The sequence below is a fragment of the Nonomuraea sp. GTA35 genome, from assembly GCF_041950525.1.
In the GTDB taxonomy this organism is placed as follows: Bacteria; Actinomycetota; Actinomycetes; order Streptosporangiales; family Streptosporangiaceae; genus Nonomuraea.
Map to the genome: position 1 here is coordinate 424197 of NZ_JBGNUV010000006.1, position 17292 is coordinate 441488.

16 protein-coding genes are annotated in these 17292 nt (G+C 71.1%); 6 read left to right on the plus strand and 10 right to left on the minus strand.

The genetic code is table 11. The features are described from left to right. Positions 1-17 precede the first annotated feature (17 nt). Both ACBJ32_RS28565 and ACBJ32_RS28570 read left to right on the plus strand, forming a co-directional pair. Positions 18-719 (plus strand): response regulator transcription factor, encoded by a 702-nt coding sequence (locus tag ACBJ32_RS28565; protein WP_375129296.1) that lies wholly within the window; start codon positions 18-20, stop codon positions 717-719. After that, positions 716-2143, plus strand: a complete 1428-nt coding sequence (locus tag ACBJ32_RS28570) for a sensor histidine kinase (protein WP_375129297.1) — start codon at positions 716-718, stop codon at positions 2141-2143. The genes ACBJ32_RS28565 and ACBJ32_RS28570 overlap by 4 nt, the downstream gene beginning before the upstream one ends. A gap of 64 nt (positions 2144-2207) precedes the next feature. On the opposite strand, the gene ACBJ32_RS28575 is transcribed toward ACBJ32_RS28570, so the two are convergent. Beyond that, the gene (locus tag ACBJ32_RS28575) at positions 2208-2825 is read right to left on the minus strand and encodes a dihydrofolate reductase family protein (protein ID WP_375129298.1); all 618 of its coding nucleotides are present in this window, start codon (positions 2823-2825) and stop codon (positions 2208-2210) included. Positions 2826-2893: 68 nt separating this feature from the next. Further along, entirely contained in the window at positions 2894-3814 is a 921-nt protein-coding gene (locus ACBJ32_RS28580; protein ID WP_375129299.1) for an SDR family oxidoreductase, read from the minus strand. A gap of 23 nt (positions 3815-3837) precedes the next feature. On the opposite strand from ACBJ32_RS28580, the gene ACBJ32_RS28585 reads away from it, so the two are divergent. Then, on the plus strand, positions 3838-4680 hold the full coding sequence (locus ACBJ32_RS28585) for a helix-turn-helix transcriptional regulator (RefSeq protein WP_357872094.1): 843 nt from the start codon (positions 3838-3840) through the stop codon (positions 4678-4680). A gap of 25 nt (positions 4681-4705) precedes the next feature. Here ACBJ32_RS28585 and ACBJ32_RS28590 read toward each other — a convergent pair whose 3' ends face one another. Both ACBJ32_RS28590 and ACBJ32_RS28595 read right to left on the minus strand, forming a co-directional pair. After that, positions 4706-5800 (minus strand): hypothetical protein, encoded by a 1095-nt coding sequence (locus ACBJ32_RS28590; RefSeq protein ID WP_375129300.1) that lies wholly within the window; start codon positions 5798-5800, stop codon positions 4706-4708. A gap of 167 nt (positions 5801-5967) precedes the next feature. Further along, positions 5968-6357 (minus strand): hypothetical protein, encoded by a 390-nt coding sequence (locus tag ACBJ32_RS28595; RefSeq protein WP_375129301.1) that lies wholly within the window; start codon positions 6355-6357, stop codon positions 5968-5970. A 115-nt stretch (positions 6358-6472) separates the two neighbouring features. On the opposite strand from ACBJ32_RS28595, the gene ACBJ32_RS28600 reads away from it, so the two are divergent. Further along, positions 6473-7228: a hypothetical protein gene (locus tag ACBJ32_RS28600; protein ID WP_375129302.1), complete on the plus strand. Its 756-nt coding sequence runs from the start codon at positions 6473-6475 to the stop codon at positions 7226-7228. 26 nt (positions 7229-7254) lie between these two features. Here the strand turns inward: ACBJ32_RS28600 and ACBJ32_RS28605 are convergent, their stop codons facing one another. Next, on the minus strand, positions 7255-8052 hold the full coding sequence (locus ACBJ32_RS28605) for a helix-turn-helix domain-containing protein (protein WP_375129303.1): 798 nt from the start codon (positions 8050-8052) through the stop codon (positions 7255-7257). Positions 8053-8138: 86 nt separating this feature from the next. On the opposite strand from ACBJ32_RS28605, the gene ACBJ32_RS28610 reads away from it, so the two are divergent. Further along, positions 8139-8567 (plus strand): hypothetical protein, encoded by a 429-nt coding sequence (locus tag ACBJ32_RS28610; protein ID WP_375129304.1) that lies wholly within the window; start codon positions 8139-8141, stop codon positions 8565-8567. Positions 8568-8784: 217 nt separating this feature from the next. Beyond that, positions 8785-9891 carry a Fic family protein gene (locus ACBJ32_RS28615; protein WP_375129305.1) on the plus strand — a complete coding sequence of 369 codons (1107 nt, stop codon included), beginning with the start codon at positions 8785-8787 and terminating at the stop codon, positions 9889-9891. A gap of 281 nt (positions 9892-10172) precedes the next feature. Here ACBJ32_RS28615 and ACBJ32_RS28620 read toward each other — a convergent pair whose 3' ends face one another. From ACBJ32_RS28620 to ACBJ32_RS28640, 5 genes are all read right to left on the minus strand, one after another. Further along, positions 10173-11126 carry an electron transfer flavoprotein subunit alpha/FixB family protein gene (locus ACBJ32_RS28620; RefSeq protein WP_375129306.1) on the minus strand — a complete coding sequence of 318 codons (954 nt, stop codon included), beginning with the start codon at positions 11124-11126 and terminating at the stop codon, positions 10173-10175. A gap of 19 nt (positions 11127-11145) precedes the next feature. Next, on the minus strand, positions 11146-11925 hold the full coding sequence (locus ACBJ32_RS28625; protein ID WP_357872074.1) for an electron transfer flavoprotein subunit beta/FixA family protein: 780 nt from the start codon (positions 11923-11925) through the stop codon (positions 11146-11148). A 220-nt stretch (positions 11926-12145) separates the two neighbouring features. Beyond that, positions 12146-13345 carry a serine/threonine-protein kinase gene (locus tag ACBJ32_RS28630; RefSeq protein ID WP_375129307.1) on the minus strand — a complete coding sequence of 400 codons (1200 nt, stop codon included), beginning with the start codon at positions 13343-13345 and terminating at the stop codon, positions 12146-12148. A gap of 35 nt (positions 13346-13380) precedes the next feature. Continuing rightward, a complete protein-coding gene (locus tag ACBJ32_RS28635) occupies positions 13381-15192 on the minus strand; it encodes a serine/threonine-protein kinase (protein ID WP_375129308.1) in 1812 nt (603 codons plus the stop codon). A 16-nt stretch (positions 15193-15208) separates the two neighbouring features. Beyond that, on the minus strand, positions 15209-17221 hold the full coding sequence (locus tag ACBJ32_RS28640) for a protein kinase (RefSeq protein WP_357872067.1): 2013 nt from the start codon (positions 17219-17221) through the stop codon (positions 15209-15211). Positions 17222-17292: the final 71 nt, after the last annotated feature.

Sequence of the window (17292 nt, forward strand, 5' to 3'; positions counted from 1 at the left end):
CCGGGGAGGTGCCTCACTTGGGCGAACGGCTGCTGGTGGTCGACGACGAGCCCACCGTCAAGGAGCTGCTGTCGGCGACCCTGCGCTTCGCGGGCTTCACCGTGACCTCGGCCGACAGCGGCACGCAGGCGCTGGAGGCGGCCCGGCTCGACCCGCCCGACCTGGTGCTGCTCGACGTCATGCTGCCCGACCTGGACGGTTTCGAGGTCATCCGCCGCCTGCGCGGCCTGCCCAGGGCGGGGGGACGCCCCGGCCCGGTGCCGGTGCTGTTCCTGACGGCCCGCGACGCCACCGCCGACAAGATCAACGGGCTCAGGCTCGGCGGCGACGACTACGTGACCAAGCCGTTCGACCTGGAGGAGCTGCTGGCTCGCATCCGGGCGATCCTGCGGCGCACCGGCGCGGTCCCCGACGACCACACGCTCGTCGTCGGTGACCTGGAGGTCGATCCCGACGCCCACCAGGTGACCAGGGCGGGGCAGCCGGTGCGGCTGTCGCCCACCGAGTTCAGGCTGCTGCTGCACCTGGTGCTGAACGCCGGGCGGGTGGTGCCGAAGCCGCAGATCCTGGAGCACGTGTGGCGCTACGACTTCGCCGGCGACACCAGCATCGTCGACACGTACGTGAGCTACCTGCGGCGCAAGCTCGACACCACCGGCCCCAGGCTGATCCACACCGTGCACGGGGTCGGCTACCTGCTGCGCAAACCACGCTCATGAGGAGGATGTCGCTACGGGCCCGGCTCCTGTCGATCACGGTGGCCCTGCTGGTCGTCGGCCTGGTGGTGATCAGCTCGGTCGTCGTGCGGCAGCTCGAGCACCAGCTCCTGGCCCGGGTGGACGCCCAGCTCGCATCCATGAGCAGGGCGTTGTCCACGATGCCGCCGGAGTTGCTGGGCCGGCTGCAGGCCCAGGTGGGCCGGCGGCCGCTGACGGCGGACCCGCTCGACCTGATCACGAAGGGGTACGTGGGTTACCTGTCCGCCGGCGGCGCCGTGCTGCACTCCTTCGGCGACCTGGCGAGCCCCGGCCTGCCTCGCCTCGACGCCGCCGAGGTGGCGGCGCGCGCCGGCGAGCCGTTCACCGTGGAGGGCGCGGACGGGCGGGAGTGGCGGGTGGTGGCGCTGCCCGCGCGCGGCGGCACCGCGCACTCGGGGGTGGTCGCCGCGGTGTCGCTGGAGACCGTGCACGCGACGGTGAGCCGGGTGCGCGCGGCCTGCCTGGTGGCCGGCGCGATCCTGCTGGCCGTCCTGGCGCTGGCGGGCGGGATCGCGATCAGGGCCGGGCTGGCCCCGCTGCGCCGCGTGGAGGAGACGGCGGCGGCCATCGCCGGCGGCGACCTCACCAGGCGCGTGCCCGAGCCCGCCGCCCCCGGTACGGAGGTGGGGCGGCTGGCCCGCTCGCTCAACACGATGCTCGCCCAGATCGAGCAGGGCGTGGCGGTGAAGGTGGAGTCGGAGGCCCGGATGCGCAGGTTCGTCGCCGACGTCAGCCACGAGCTGCGTACCCCGCTGTTCGGGATCAAGGGCTTCTCGGAGCTGTACCGCATGGGCGGCGCCGAGGCAGGGCCGGCCATGGCGCGCATCGAGAGCGAGTCGGGCCGCCTGGCCAAGCTGGTGGACGACCTGCTGCTGCTCGCCGGGCTCGACGAGAGCGACGGCCCGGGGCTCGACCTGACCCCGATGGACCTGCGTACGCTGGCCGCCGACGCCCGGCACGACTTCGCCGCCCTCGACCCCGCCAGGCCCATCGCCTTCACCGGCCCTTCCGGCGGCCCGGCCGCCAGCGCTCCCGTGCTGGGCGACGAGGCCCGGCTGCGGCAGGTGGTCAGCAACCTCGTCGGCAACGCCGTCACCCACACGCCCGCCGGCACGCCGGTCAGGATCGGGGTCGGCACGGACGGCGGCGAGGCGGTGCTGGTGATCGCCGACGAGGGGCCGGGCTTGGAGCCCGAGGAGGCGTCGAGGGTCTTCGACCGCTTCTACCGGGCGGACGGCTCCCGTGCCCGCGCCACGGGCGGGGCCGGGCTCGGGCTGGCCATCGTCCGGTCGATCGTGGCGGCGCACGGCGGGCGGGTGGAGCTGCGGTCGGCGCCGGGCAGGGGCGCGGCCTTCGAGATCAGGCTTCCCGCCGCCGCCCCCTGAACCGGGCCGCTTCCCAGGCTTCCGCCGCCGCCCACCGAACCGGGCCGCTTCCCAGGCGCGCCGTTCAGCCCTCCTGCGCGAAGTCGCCGTACGTGGGCTTGCCCGCCGGCCGGTACACGCTGACCACGCAGCCGCTCCCCGTCGTCCTGGACTCGACCAGGCGCATCGCCGTCGCCGTACGCCCCGGCTCGAACAGCCGCATGCCGCTGCCCAGGACGACCGGGTACGTCCACAACCGCAGCTCGTCGATCATGCCGTGGTCCAGCAGCGTCCTGGCCAGCGCGCCGCTGCCGTGGATCTGCAGTTCGCGGCCCGGACGCTCCCGCAGCTCGGCGACCTTCTCGAGCACGTCGGTCCTGATGATCGTCGTGTTGTGCCACTCGGCCCTGTCCAGGGTCGTCGAGACGACGTACTTGGGCAGGGCGTTGAGGCTGGTCGCGATCACATCGTCCGCCTCGGTGACGGTCGGCCAGAAGGCCGCGAAGATCTCGTACGTCCTGCGGCCCAGCAGGAACGCATCCGCCTCGGCGAACCACTGCTCGGAGAAGGTGCCCAGCTCCTCGTCCGCGTAGGGGAACTGCCAGCCGCCGTGCTCGAAGCCGCCGCTGGGGTCCTCGGTGGGCCTGCCGGGCCCCTGCATGACGCCGTCCAGCGAGAGGTACGTGGCCAAGGTGATCCTCATGAGCGTGCTCCCATCGGTTGCCGGGGTCCCCTGCCGATGATGACCCGCCCGGCGGGCGGAACTCATCGTCAGCTCTGCTGGGCGGTGGGCATGATGGTGACCTGCTGGAGGTTCGCCCGCGGCGGCAGGCTCGCCACGAACCCGACCGTCTGCGCCACGTCCTGCGGCGTGAGCCACTCCATCGTCTGCTTGGAGCCCTCCAGCCACGCCCGCGCACCCTCGTCGGTGACGTGGCTCTGCAGCTCGGTGCCGACGATGCCCGGCTCGATCGCGGAGACCCGCACGTTCTTGGGGCCCAGCTCGACCCGCAGGTGCCGCGACAGGTGCGTGACGAACGCCTTGGTCCCTGAGTAGACGGCGAAGTTCGGGAAGATGTTCTGCGCCGCGATCGACGAGGTGTTGATCAGGTCGGCCACACCGCGCTCGCCCGCGGCCACGACGAGCTGCGGGACGAACGCGCCGATCACGTTCATCAGGCCCGAGATGTTCAGGTCGATCTGGTGCTGCCACTGGTCGGCGGCCAGCTCCTCGACCGGGGCGGGCAGCATCACGCCCGCGTTGTTGAACAGCAGGTCGGCGCCGCCCAGCTCGGCCGCCACCCGCTCGGCGGCGGCCCGCACCGCCGCCGCGTCGGTGACGTCGGCCGCCAGCGCCAGCGCCCGGCCCCCGGCCCGCTCGATGCGGGAGACCAGGCCGTCCAGCCGCTCCGCGCGGCGTGCCAGAACGGCCACCCGCGCGCCCAGCCCGGCCAGGTGCTCGGCCGTGGCCTCGCCGATCCCGCTGGAGGCACCGGTGACGACGGCCACGCGGCCGGAAAGAGAGGTGTTCATGGTGTGTACGCCCTTCGACGTCCTGCGCGGCCGGTCGCCGCGCTCCTCCACCAGCACACCACCCGCGACCCCGCTCGCGGGGTGCCCCAGGCTGCCCTGACCAGGCAGGTAACCGCGGAACAGGTACTGGCAGGGCCACCCCGGCGGCCCCGCCGGCACGCGGGCCGGGCCACACTGGGGACATGGACCGCAGTCGCGAGCTCGCCGACTTCCTGCGCACCCGCCGCGCCCGGATCACGCCGGACCGTACGGGGCTGCCCGCCGACGGCCGCCCCCGCCGCGTGCCCGGCCTGCGCCGCGACGAGGTGGCCAGGCTGGCCGGGGTCAGCACGGAGTACTACACGCGGCTGGAGCAGGGCCGTGCGGGCAACCCCTCGCCCGAGGTGACCGAGGCGCTCGCCCGGGCGCTCCAGCTCGACCCCGCCGAGCGCGAGCACCTCACGGACCTGCTCACCCGGCCCGCCCGCCACGCCCCCATCAGCCCGCAGCGGGTCAGGCCGGGGCTGCACCTGATGCTGCAGACCCTCGACCACGTGCCCGCCTTCGTCCTCGGCCGCCGCACCGACGTCCTGGCCGCCAACCGCCTGGCCCGCGAGGTGCTGACCGACTTCGACGCCCTGCCCGCCACGCAGCGCAACCTGGCCAGGTACTACCTGCTCGACCCCGAGGCCCGCACCCGTACCGGCGACTGGGAGCGCATCGCCGCGGAGACCGTCGCCATGCTCCGCCTCGAAGCCGGCCGCTACCCCCATGACCGCCGCCTCGCCGACCTCATCGGCGAGCTCACCCTGCGCTCGCCCGAGTTCAGCACCTGGTGGAACGACCACCGCGTGCTGCGCCGCACGCACGGCGCCAAGCACTACCACCATCCGCTCGTCGGCGAGCTGCACTTCGCCTACGAGTCCTTCCAGCCTCCCGGCGATCCCGACCAGACGTTGTGCGTCTACAACGTCGAGCCCGGCTCCCCGACCGCCGACGCCCTCCGCCTCCTGGCCGGCTGGACGGCACCCGCCCCCTCGTCCTAGGACCCGCGCTGCGGGGTCAGCACGTTCACGAAAGGGATTGCTGGAAGAAGAACACGATGAGCGAGGCCAGGATTCCGGCGACGTATTGCAGGATATTCGCGGTCTTGATGGGCAGCGCGCGCAAGGACGAATAGTAAGAATACGCCTTTAGTTGCTCCTCGGACTTGTTGAGCCGCACCCATGAATCGTGCGCATGCGTATCAGGCTCCAGCAGCGGCAGGAGGATGTCGTCCAAGTGATGGCGAACGATCCTGGCGAGAGTGACGTACGGCTGCACACCGACGTACAGGGCGATGCCGGCACCCACCACAGGGAAGCTGACGATGAAGAAGCTCAGCGCCATCCCGGGATTCTGTGCGGCCAGGATGATGCCGGTCAGCTCCGTACCTATGAGCCCCACCCCCATCGCGGCCGAGACCAGGGCATAGCAGCGGCACAGGTGGACCATGGCAGGGGTACGCGCAGGGTCGATCCAGGAGAACCGTAACCCGCTGAAACGCCGGATACGCAGCGGCAGGTCAGCGAAGGTGATCAGCCAGTACAACGCGTTGCCGCCCAGGAATCCCGACCATCCGGCATGCACGTACAGAGCCACCGTCGACTCCATGCTGCTCGTCGGCTGCAACGACGTGAACACCACCAGGGCGCAGGCGATGGCGACTCCGCACAGCGAGCTCAGCAACTGCCATCCGAAGCTCATGCGCCTGCGCAGCCAGACGAGCAGCTCACCGCGCTGCGGGGAGTCGCCGAGCAGTTGCCCCAGGGGAACCACGAGCCGTTTCGCGTACGACCACGCGCTCCACGCGAAGGCGAGCATGAGCAGAGCCGTAAGGGTGACGGAGCCGGTCCACATCAGTTCCTGTCCGCCGCGCAGTGTCTGGCTCGGCGCCACGACAAGAAGCAGCAGATCGACCACGTACGGCCAGGTCGCCACGAGCAGGACGGAGATCGCGGCAGCCAGCCGACTCGTTTTCGCGACGCTCAAGCACCGGGAAAGCCAGACGATGAAGACTTTCCGGTATCCCGACTCCAACACATCGAAGAGCTGACCTATATACGATGATTCGTGCACATCTGACCGGTCGGCGGCGATCAGCCCGTCAAGAGGCTCACTCGGCATGTTTCTCCTCGAACGCGAAACTGCGAGAGGGCGGCTTTTTCGAGCCAGTATCCATCAGAGCCGAACTCCGGGATAGTGCCGCCGGCCCCGCCTCCGTATTCGCGTGATCACAGCCCCGCACGCGGCAGGCGAGGAATCATCCCGCGGCATCGGTCACTCGGCGGTCATCAGCCGTCGATCGGCGCGCAGATCACATAGACGTCGATCGGCGTCGTCTTCTCCTTTTCGTTCATGAAGAAGAAGCTCCACGCGTTGTTCACCTCGTCCGGCTTCCCGCTCGTGTTGCTGGGAGCGCTCACCTCGGCGATCACCGGGCTCTCCCGGTCGTGCTCGCCGAGATGGGCGTAGCCGCCGCCGACGGCCTGCTGCCCCTTCGGGCACACCACGTTCGTGGAGAGGTAGCCGGCCGGGATCGACCTGCGCTCCTTGACGTAGCTGACCTGTCCGCCGCCGCTCCACGGGGGCCCGTCCGCCAGCGCCACACCGCCCGCGACGAGTGCCGCACCCGCCAGCGCGCCTGCCGCGACCAGCCAGATCGCCCTGCCGAACCCTCTCATGACCACTCCCCCGCGCCCAGGAACGTGATCACGGTAGGGCGACGCGCTTGACGATCACTTGCAGGATTCGTGGACATCCACGTGAGACGTCAGCCTTGATCGATAATGTACCGGGATGAGTGAGGTCTTCCCTCGGCATGTGTTGTGCGTGCTCGGCTCCGGCCTGGAGCTCTCGGAGATGCAACGGATCGCGGCCGGCTTCGGCGGCTTCGTGCTCGACCGCGAGTACTCCGGGGCTGAGCCCGACCCCAGGATGCCGGGCGCGTTCGAGGCGAGCATGGCGGCCGTCTCGTTCGACGAGGCGGACCGGGACGCGGTGCGGTCCCACGACACCGTCGGCTACCTGCTGTCGGCGCCGCTGATGCGGGAGCTGGCGGCCGACACGTCCCGGCGGCTGCTGGCGGCGACGGCCGCCCTGCTGCGCTCCGGCGCCGCGGCCGTGAAGAACGAGAGCAACGGGCTCACCCACGGCCGCGCCCGCTGGCTCGCGCTGGCCGACGACGCGGCCGGGGCCACGGACGAGAACCTGGCCGCCGCGCTCGTCGCCGCCTGGGTCAAGCGGCCCGTCTACGACGGTCAGGTGCTCTACAGCTGCGGCATGCACCTGCTCGGCGCCCCCGAGGTGGAGATCGAGCCCGGTACGCGGCCGCCTGCGCCGGAGGACCTGCCCGGCCTGGTCGCGCACCTGGACACGCTGGCGATCTACCTGCTGACCGACCCTCGGGCGCGGGAGATCGAGGACGGCGCCGGGTTCCGGATGACCGAGGACGCGCCACGCTGGGTGCTGCGCACCGGCACATGCGACCGTTACGACGAGGACGACCTGTTCTTCAACCCGTACGGATACGTCCGCCTCACCCGCGAGCAGTGACACCGCGCTACCCGCGAATCTCGCCCTCACCCGTGAGCAGTGGCGGCACGCTGCCTGAGGATCTTCGCCGTGGCCTCGTCGGCGGGCAGGAACGCTTCGAGCCGCAGCTCGGACAGCGTGACGTCGACGGCGGTCGCGAACGACGTCAACGTGCTGATCAGCCGCAACTCCCCCTCCGGCGCCCGCAACCGCAGCGGCACCGCGAAGCCGAGGTGCTCGGCCGGCGGATCCAGCTCCGGCAGGTACCCGTCCAGCTCGGCGATGAACTCGTCGAGCCCCGGATCGGGGCTGCGCAGCGCCTGCTCGCGCAGGCTGCCCGTGATGTGGCGCCCCCACTCGGCCAGGTTCTCCACCCGGCGTGCCATCCCTTCCGGGTGCAGCGCGAGCCGGAGCACGTTGACCGGCGGCTCCAGCAGCGCGGGCGCGACCCCCTCGCCCAGCACCCCGAACGCCGCGTTGGCGGCGACCAGCTCCCCGTACGGCCGCACGACGGCCGCCGGGTACGGCAGGTGCCCCTCGAGGATGCGTTCCAGCGCTTCGCGCACCGGGCCGAGCTCGGGCGCGTCCAGCCTCGACTCGGTGTAGACGGGGGCGAAGCCGGCAGCGAGCAGCAGCCCGTTCCGCTCCCGCAGCGACAGGTCCAGCGATTCGGCCAGCCGCACCACCATGGCCCGCCCGGGCCGGGATCTCCCCTGCTCCAGGAAGCTGAGGTGGCGCTGGGTGGTGTCGGCCCTGATCGCCAGGTCGAGCTGGCTGAAGCGGCGGCGCGTCCGCCATCGCCGCAGCTCGCGGGCGAACCGATCAGGCTTCGTCGGCACCGTCATGCCCCCATTCATACTGCACGCCCGCGGCTGCGCGATTCCCTGCGGGGAATCGCGGGACCGCAGGGCCTGGCCGCAGACTGCCGGGCATGAGCAACGCTTTCGATGTGCAGCAGTGGGCCGGCCGTTACGTCGCCCAGTGGAACGAGCCCGACCCGGCGGCGCGCAGCGCCCTCATCCGCGAGCTGTGGGCGAAGGACGCCGTCCACGTCCTGGTGGACCCGCCCGAGGCGATCCGCGACGCCGCCGCGGCCATCGCCTTCCCCGCACCCCCGCTGGAGGTCCACGGCCACGATGCCCTGGACGCCCGGGTGACGCGCGCCTACGAGATGTTCGTGCAGCCGGGCGAGCACGTCTTCGAGGCGGCCGGGCAGGCGGTCCTGCTGCTGCCGCGCGTGGTCGCCGTCCGGTGGTCGATGGTGTCGGTTCGTACGGGCGAGGCCGTCGGCGGCGGTCTGGACGTCCTGGCCCTGGACGGCGACGGCCGGGTCCTGTCCGATCACCAGTTCATCGGGTGAGCCATGCACCAGGATCGTCGGCACGACGGACGGCGGGCGGCACTGGTGGACGGCGAAATCGCGCTCAACGGCAACGTTCCACCCCCTGCCTGCGGGTCGCCGATGAAGCAATGTTTAATTGAAGTAGCCTTGTCATAGGTATCATGACTAGATGAAGTCGTCATCGCTACATCCGCCGATCTACAGAACGCCCGCCCTGAGCTCAGAGGATCGAGCCGTGCTGGCCGAGATCCATGAGATGCGCAAGAAGCTCCGGCACGTCCTGCGAACCCCCAAGCGCTGGGAAGGCAACCTGCGCCGATCCGCGTTGGCGCGAGCGATTCGGGGCTCCAACATCATCGAGGGCTACCGGGTCGCCGAGGACGACGCCGCCGCCGCGCTCGATGATGCCGAGCCGATCAGCGCAGATGAACGGACTTTCCTGGAGATCCAGGGATACCGGCACGCCTTGGGCTACGTGCTGGCGATGGGTGAAGAGGACTATTCGACTTTCGACTCCACAGAGATTCGCGCGATGCACTACATGATGCTTCGACATGAACCATCGAAGTCGCCCGGCCGGTATCGCAAGGGGCCAGTCTTTGTGCATGACGACCGCACGGACCGCGTGGTCTATGAGGGTCCTGATGCCGCGAACGTCCCTGCGCTCATGGAGACGCTGGTCGAGAGCCTGCATGCCGAGCCAGAGATCGATCCGATCGTACGCTCCGCCATGGCGCACCTGAATCTGGTGATGATCCATCCCTTTCGCGACGGCAACGGGCGCATGGCTCGCGCCCTTGCGACATCCGTGCTCACCAGATCCGATATCGGGGAGCCCGAGTTCTCCAGCATCGAGGAATGGCTTGGAGCGAATACCGAGGACTACTACTCCGCCCTGGCCCTCACGGGGCACGGTTCCTGGCGACCACGCGACGATGCGAATCTTTGGCTGTCGTTCAATCTGCGTGCGCACCACATGCAGGCCCAGACCGTGGCTCGACGGATCGAGGAGGCCGGAGTCACGTGGTCCGAGCTTGACGCCCTCATCGCCGAACATCTGCTGCCCGAACGCTCGATCGATGCCATGTTCGAAGCTGTCTTGGGCTACCGAGTCAGGCGCGCCGGCTATCTCAAGCGCACCGGTGTCGAGGACCAGACCGCCACCCGCGATCTGGCCGCTCTGGCCAACGCCGGAGTCCTCGTCGCACACGGCAGCGGAAGAGGACGCTTCTACACGGCAGGTGAACCGTTGCAGCGCATTCAACAAGGCCGTCGAGCAAGACGAACCCCACTCGCCGATCCGTACCCGTGGATGCGACCGCATCTTGCTACGGCACCTTGACGCACCGTCGGACGGCACGGGCCCGGCGGTCACAGGCTTGGCCGACGAAGCCTGTGATGTAGCGATGACTTCTTCAACCAGTCGAATCGGCGATGCGATGACTAGTCGATGTAATCATCGCTACATCTCGTCCCGCCTTCCCACCGATACGGGTGAGCCGGGATCACGCATGCGGAGGTCCGGGGGACACGTCGGGGGGCTCGTGCCCCCCGACGTCACGGTCTGGGCCCCGAACGCGTGGCGCCGAGGCGGGAAGACCGCGCCGCTACCCCGGAACACCCCTACTTGCGCTTGTTGACCTCCTCGGTGAGCTGGGGCACGACCTGGTGGAGGTCGCCCACCACGCCGTAGTCCGCCAGCTCGAAGATCGGGGCCTCGGGGTCCTTGTTGATGGCCACGATCGTCTTGGCCGTCTGCATGCCGGCCCGGTGCTGGATGGCGCCCGAGATGCCGGCCGCGATGTACAGCTGCGGCGACACCGTCTTGCCCGTCTGGCCCACCTGGAACTGGTGCGGGTACCAGCCGGCGTCCGTGGCGGCGCGGGAGGCGCCCACCGCGGCGCCGAGGGCGTCGGCGAGGCCCTCGATGACCGAGAAGTTCTCGGCCGAGCCGACGCCGCGACCGCCGGAGACGACGATGGCGGCCTCCGTCAGCTCGGGCCGGGCGCCCTTCTCCTGCTTGACGCGCTCGACCACGCGGGCGGCCTTCGCGGCGTCGGAGAGGGTGACCGAGACCTCCTCCTCCGTCCCGGCGCCCGCGGCGGCCACGGGGGCGGTGGAGTTGGGGCGTACGGCGACGATGGGCGTGCCCTTGCGCACCCGGGAGTGCACGTTGACGCCGCCGCCGAAGATGGACTGGTCGGCGACGAAGCCCTCGCTCAGGCCGACGGCGTCGGTGATGACACCCGAGTCGGTCTTGATGGCCAGGCGGCCCGCGATCTCCTTGCCCTCGGCCGTGGCGGCCACCAGCACCGCCGCGGGCGACTTGCCGGCGACGAGCTGGGCGAGCAGCTCGGCCTTGGGGGCGACCACGTAGTCGACGATGTCGCCGGCGCCGGCGACGTAGATCTTCTCGGCGCCGTACTCGGCCAGGCGGGCCTTGGCCTCGGGCGTGATGCCGGGGCCTGCCCAGACGGCGGCGGGCGTGCCGAGGGAGCGGGCCAGGGTCAGCAGCTCGAGCGTGACCTTCTTGACCTCGCCTTCGGCGTGCTCAACGAGAACGAGAATTTCCGACATTTCCGTTTAACCCCCGTTCTCAGATGAACTTCTTGGACGCCAGGAAGTCGGCCGCCTTCTCGCCGCCGTCACCCTCGTCCTTGACGATCGTGCCGGCCGCGCGCGGCGGGGCCGCGGCGAAGTCGACCACCTCGGACCAGGCGGCGGCCAGGCCGACCTGCGCCGCGTCGATGGAGGCGTCGCCGATGGCGAGCGTCTCGACCGGCTTCTTCTTGGCCGCCATGATGCCCTTGAACGAGGGGTAGCGGGGCTCGTTGATCTTCTCCACCACGGAGACGACGGCGGGCAGCGGAGCCTCGACGCGGTCGTAGCCGTAGTCGGTGAGCCGCTGGATCGTGATGGCGCCCTTGTCGACCTCGACCTTGTTGGCCAGCGTGAGCTGGGACGCGCCGAGCCGCTCGGCCAGCATCGCGGCCAGCACACCGGTGCGCGCGTCGGTCGACTCGGAGCCCAGGACGACCAGGTCGAACCCGATCTTCTTGAGCACCTGGGCCATCGCGTACGAGGTGGACAGCGCGTCGGAGCCGTGCAGCGCGTCGTCGCTCAGGTGGACGGCCTTGTCGGCGCCCATGGCCAGCGCCTTGCGGATGGTGTCGGTCGCCTTGCCGGGGCCCATGGTCAGGACGGTCACCTCACCGCCGTGGGCCTCCTTGAGCTTCAGCGCCTCTTCGACCGCGTACTCGTCAAGCTCGTTGACCACGCCGTCAGCGGCGTCGCGGTCGAGCGTGTTGTCATCGGACCGCAGCTTGCGCTCGGTCGCCGTGTCGGGGACCTGCTTCACGCAGACGACGATGTTCATGGCCGGTGGCCGACCTCCCGTAGTTCGCGTGCGCCCCCGCCTCGCTGCGGTGGGCGCCGAAATGCATCTGTCCAGACTGCCAGGTGCCCGCCGGGCATCCGACAGAGGGTCTGCCGTGGTTCGCGGTTATGTTACCCATGGGTAGCTTACGCGCAAACCAGCAGCACGTGTGATCCGCGCGTAACCACCACTACCATACCGAACTTTATTCGGTTGCTGCTCATGCGGACAGCAGGAACACGACACCCACCACCAGAGCGGTGCCCGCGAACAGCGCCAGCGTGAACGTGCTGAACGTCGCCGCCAGCCCGAAGCAGAGGCCGACCGCCCCCGCCACGCTCACCACATCGGCGATCAGGCGGCCCCGCTTGAACGGGCCGCGGGAGAACAGCGCCACCCCGGCGTCGGACACGACACCCAGCGCGTACGCCGCCAGCAGGAAGAGCGACACCTCGGGCAGCGGCTCCCGGGCGGCGGCCGCCAGCAGCGACACGAACAGCCCCGAGCCGATCAGCCAGCGCCTGCGCACCTTCTCCCGGTGCCTGGCCCTCGACTCCTCGACCGAACGGCGGTAACGCTCCTTGCCGGGCCGCCACTCCATGGTGCTCATCTCGTCGGAGGCGGGCCGCGGTGTGGCGCGCGGCGCGTGAGGCACCGGTGCGACGCCCAGCCTGGCGCAGATCTGCGCGGCCGTGGGCCGCGCGGCCGGATCGGTGGTCAGGCACTCGCGTAACAACGGCTCCAGCCACTCCGGCACGCCCTCCAGATCGGGCGGATGGTGCACGACCCGGTAGGCGACCGCGGAGGCGGGCCCCTGCCCGTACGGCTGCCGCCCGGTGGCCGCGTACGCCAGCGTCGCCCCGAAGGCGAACACGTCGGCCTCCACGCCCACGGCCCGCCCTTCGAGCACCTCGGGGGCCAGGTAACCGGGCGTGCCGACCACCGCGCCGGAGGCGGTGACGGACAGCGAGTCGAGCGCGCTGGCGATGCCGAAGTCGATCACCACCGGCTCGCCCTCGGTCATCATCACGTTGGCGGGCTTGAGATCCCGGTGCACGACCCCGGCCTCGTGCATCGCGAGCAGCGCGTCGGCCAGCCCCGAGGCCAGCCGCCGCAGGTCCGCCACGGGCAGGGGGACGGAACTGAGCGGGCGGCCCTGCACGTACCGGGTGACGAGGTAGGGCCTCGGGCCCTCCAGCGAGGCGTCGAGCACCTCCGCGATGTGCGGCCCGCCGACCATGCGCATGGTCTCCACCTCACGCGCCAGCCGCGCCAGCGCCACGCCGTCGGCGGCGACGTGCGGATGCAGGACCTTGACCGCGACCGTCCGGCCCTCAGGGTCGAGCGCCAGGTGCACCTCGCCGAATCCGCCGGCCCCCAGACGGGAGAGAAGCTCGTACGGGCCGAGGCGCTCGCTCATACCTCATCTCTCCCCCGGGGGAACGGCGCGGACACTCAGGACCAGGGATTCAGCCACCCCAGCCCCAGCCCCTTGAGCAGATCGCCGATCAGCCCCGTGATCAGGCCGATCGTGCTCTGCCTCGCCTCGCTCGCCAGATCGTTGACCACCGACTCCGGCGCCCGCCAGGGCGCCCACGAGGTGTCCTGGCCCAGCGCGAACATCACCGCGAACAGCGCCGCCGTGCCCACCAGCACGACCGCCACCAGGGCGGCGCCGGGGCTGCGCAGCACGCCGGTGAGCGTGCGCGTGACGGCCTTGCGGGGCGCGCTGCCTCCGGGCAGCACGAACAGGCCCGCGGCGAAGGCGCCCGCCGCGTACGCCGCGGCCTCGTTCACGCCCATCTGCCCCGCCCAGTACAGAACGCCCCAGACGCAGACGCCGAACAGCAGCGCCAGCGGCACGTGCACCACCGTCACGAGCGCGGACCTGACCAGCGCCCACGGCGTGCCGACCAGGGCGAGCAGCGGGTCGGCCGCGCTGCTCCCGCGCACCTGGCGGCGCTTGACCAGGTCGCCGAAGAGGTACTCGCCGATGCGCAGCACGAACGCGAGCGCGACGGCCACCGCTCCGGCCATGACCGGCATCATGACGGTCAGCGCCACCAGCGTGACCAGCAGCAGCAACCCGACCACCTGGCTGCCGAACAGGTACCGCTTCCGCTCCGAGGGCGGCGTGTACTGCGGCGGCGGGGTGTAGGGGCGCACCGGCGACGGCGAGGTGGGCGCCGGGACCAGCCGCCGGTCGGGCGGCGGGTAGCCGGCCACGCGCTGGTCGGGATGCGGCGCGGGCCTGGCCGACATCGGCGCGGGCACGTACGGCGGCGGCCGCTCCTCGCGGCGCTTGGGCCGCTCCTCCCTGCGCTTGGGCCGCTCCTCGTGCCGCGTCGGCGAGGGCGGCGGCGCGGCCTGGCCGTACTCGACCGGCGGCAGCAGGTCGGAGAACGTGTCCATGGTCCGCGTACGGCCCACCGGCTTCGTCCCCGTCGGCCCCTCGTTGAACGTCGTCACCGACGGGTCCAGCGCCTTGGCCATCCGCAGCAGCTCCTGGGCGCCCGGCCGGTCCGACGGCTCGACCTGCAGCGCCCGGCTGAGCCAGCCGCGCAGCCACGCGGGCGCCTTGTCGATCTGCGCCCGCCCTTCCATGATGTTGAAGCAGACGGACTCGAACGTGCCCGTGCCGAACGGCGGCGCGCCGGTCGCGGCGAAGAACACCGTCGAGGCCAGCGCGTGCACGTCGGCCGCCTGGGTGATCTCGGAGTCGCGGATGATCTCGGGCGCCAGGTAGCCGGGCGTGCCCACGAACATGCCCGTCTGCGTCAGCCGGGTGGCGTTGACCAGGTGGGCGATGCCGAAGTCGATGACCAGCGGCCGCTCGTCGACCAGCATGACGTTGGACGGCTTGAAGTCGCGGTGGATCACGTCGGCCGCGTGGATGGCCACCAGCGCCCGGCAGAGCCCCTGGGCGAGCTGGATGACCTGGCGGGCCTCCAGCGGGCCCTCGGCCAGCACGGTGTCCTCCAGGGTCCGGCCCGGGGCGAAGCGGGTCACCACGTACGGCTGGCTCCCGACGAGCTCGGCGTCGATCACCTCCGCGACGAACGGGGAGCGCACCCTCCGCATCGTCTCGACCTCGCGGGTCAGCCGGTCGCGCGCCTTGAGGTCGGCGGCCACGTGGGGATGCAGCACCTTGATGGCGACTTCGCGTCCCTCACCGTCGAGGCCGAGATGGACGACCCCCATGCCACCCTCGCCGATCTTCCTGACGAGGCGATACGGGCCGAGGCGTTCTGGTGCTTGGGTGCTCATCGCCACCTTCCCCGCGTCATCCCCCGGAATTCCCCCCTAGCTGGTTGAGCTGCTCGGCCACTTCTCCGACGTCCAGCGGAGTCCATACGGCCTCCCCCTCAGGCTTGTCCCCGAACGTGCTGGATGCGAGGCCCAGCGAGAGCGCGGCACCCGCCGCGAGAACTCCCGCCATCACCATCGCCGCTGTTCTCGAGGGTACGAGCGATGAGAGCGTTCTGCGCATCTGCTTGCCCGGACCTTCGACCCCGGGGCCCGCGCAGACCGTCCACAGCGCGATCGCCGCGCCCCACGCCAGGGCGTAGTAGGAGTCCATCCCGGCCACCACGGTGAGCAGCAGGGTGACCGGGAGCCCCAGGATCAGCGCGTAGAGCACCAGCGCCAGCGTGATGCCCGCCGACTTGGCCAGCGCGCCCGGGTAGGCGAACACCCTGACCACGTCGAACGCCGCCGCGCCCGCCGCCCGCCGGGCGGCGAGCTGGGGCTGCGCCAGGTCGGCCGCGCGCAGCAGGACCGCGACAGGGATCGCCACGATCGCCACCAGCACGGGCTTGAACACGGCCGCGACGATCATCAGGATCAGCAGCATGGCGCCTGCCACGCCGTACGCCCTGGAACGCTGCAGCGGCTTGCCCGGCTGCGCGCCCGGGATGAACGGCTCCCGCTTGGTGCTCAGCCGGTCCGGCTGGGCGGGCGGGAACTGCGGCTGGGCCGGGATGTAGGGAGGCGGCTGCACCGGGATCGGGTTGGGCCGGCCGTAGTCGGGTGTCTCCGGCCGGCCGTCGGGACCGACGACGGGCCTGCCGAGGTTCGGGCCCGACTGCGGGCCCGGGTTCATCCTGCGGTAGTCGGGCGACTCGGGGCGCACCCGCCTCGTGGGCACGTCGGTCTCGCCATGCGCGGGCGCGGCCGGGCCGTTGCCGGTGGCCGGCGGCGACTGCGGCGGGTAGACCCCGGCCTCGCGCTGGATCTGCCGCAGCTCCTCCGGCGAGACCCTCCTGGTCGGCCACGGGTCGGGCTGGTTGGGCAGCAGCGAGACGTACTGCTGCTCCTGCGGCTGCGGCGGCGCGGCCGGCTGCTCCTGGTTCTCCAGCAGCCGCTTGGGCGTGACCGGCGGCGTGGAGATCTCGTAGGACGGCCGCTCCGTCACCTGGGGCGGCGCGACCGGCTCGGGGCGCGGCTCAGGGCGCGGCTCCGGGCGCGGAACAGTGGAGATCTCGTCGGGTGAGGAGCTCTGCGCCGGCTTGGGCAACATCCGGGCGATCTGCTCGGCCAGCTCGGCGGCCTTGGGCCGCTTGGCCGGGTTGCGCTGGAAGGCCGCCTTGAGCAGCGGCCGCAGCTCGGCGGGGGCGGCGCTGATGTCGGCCTTGCCCGCGGTGATGTTGTAGAAGATCATCTCCAGCGTGCCCTTGCCGAAGGGCGGCTGGCCCGTGCCCGCGTACAGCAGCGTGCCGGCCCACGCGTGGATGTCGACCTCGGGGCCCGCCTCCTGGCCCTCGATGATCTCGGGCGCGAGGTAGCCGGGCGTGCCGATGAACATGCCGGTCTGCGTCAGCCGCGTCGCGTCGACCGCCTGGGCGATGCCGAAGTCGATGAGGACCGGCTCGCCGTCGAGGATCAGCACGTTGCCGGGCTTGAGGTCGCGGTGGATCACGCCCACCGAGTGCACGACGGCCAGCGCCGAGGCCACCCCGTGGGCGATCCTGAGCAGCGCGGGCAGGTCGAGCGGCCCGTCGTTCTTGACGATCTCGTCGAGCGGCGGCCCCGGCACGTAACGCGTGACGATGTACGGACGATGACCGGTCACATCGGCGTCGAGCACCTCGGCGATGTACTTGCTGCGCACCCGGCGCATGGTCTCGACCTCGCGCGAAAGCCGTCGCCTGGCGACCTCGTCACCGGCGACCTCTCCGCGCAGGACCTTGATGGCCACCTGCCGCCCCTGGGGGTCGACAGCGAGGTGGACAACGCCCATCCCGCCTTCACCGAGCCGCCTGAGCAGCCGGTAAGGGCCTAGTCGGTCATCGTTCATGGCATGAAGCACCATACCGGCTTAATCCCCGCCCACGAGATGAACCATGAGGCCACATTCCCACTCGTACA